Annotated in this window: 1 protein-coding gene; it reads right to left on the minus strand. The window is 56.5% G+C overall.

The features are described 5' to 3' along the window. The coding region (locus J2X66_RS30155) for an ATP-binding protein (protein WP_310272386.1) at positions 1-1,054 on the minus strand (1,054 nt) is incomplete at both ends.

Consider the following 1,054-nt stretch of genomic DNA (forward strand, 5'->3'; position numbering starts at 1 on the left):
CCTGCAAACAGCGCTCTCCTTCATCTGCCTGGGCATTGGCCGTTACCCCGACAATAGGCACTTTGACGCCCTCTGCGCGGAGTCGCCGGGTCAACTGGTAACCATCCAGCTCTGGCATGTTCACGTCAGTTAAGACCACATCGAATGATTCACCACGTTGCCAGCGCTGCAAGGCTTCGCTGCCATCCGAGGCCATCGTTACCTGACAGCCCAATTGCTGCAGTTGTTCGGTCAGCACCAATTGGTTGATGGGATGATCTTCAACGGCCAACACGTGCAACGTCTTGAGCGCCGGGGGTACGAAAACAGCTGATCTACCAAGCCCGTCTGACTCGTTACCGTCGGCCAATTGCAACGCTTGCACAATTCCCTGCTGGCACAGACTGCTGACATGCCAGCCATCCTCGCGCCACTCCGGTATTGAGGCACCTTGCGGGTCCAGCCATACAACACCTGCAAATTTATTACCAAATGTCGTTTCTGGCCGGTATGGCCTTGCCACCAGCAGCAAGTCGTTGGACGTTGCTGGGGGTAACGTGTCCGCCAGGGGGTGCGCTTGGCCGCCTGCATACTTGACCAACGCCAGCAACGCTTCACGCTGCTCGTTGACGCCAGCGAGCACATGGACGGTAGGTCGTCCCGCAAGATTGATCGATGGCGGCTTCCCGGCAGTCGGTAATTCGAGCAGCAAGGTAAAGCTGCTGCCCAGACCCAACTCGCTGACCAGTTCGATTTTTCCACCCATCAACTCAACCAGTTTGCGGCAAATCGACAGCCCCAGCCCCGTGCCACCAAAACGCCGGGCCGTCGAATTGTCAGCCTGAATAAACGGTTCAAACAGTTTGGCCTGCGAGGCTTTAGGGATGCCAATACCCGAGTCCGAGATCTGTATCCGTACATTGAACCGCCCATTCGCATTGTCAGCGCCGCTGATACGAATCACGATCTTGCCGCTGTCGGTAAACTTCACCGCGTTGCTCAACAGATTGTTCAGCACCTGCTGTAGACGGTTGCGATCCCCGATAAACAAAGGCAGATCCGGCTGCAAACAACA

This window comes from Pseudomonas sp. 3296 (genome assembly GCF_031456615.1).
In the GTDB taxonomy this organism is placed as follows: domain Bacteria; phylum Pseudomonadota; class Gammaproteobacteria; order Pseudomonadales; family Pseudomonadaceae; genus Aquipseudomonas; species Aquipseudomonas mucoides.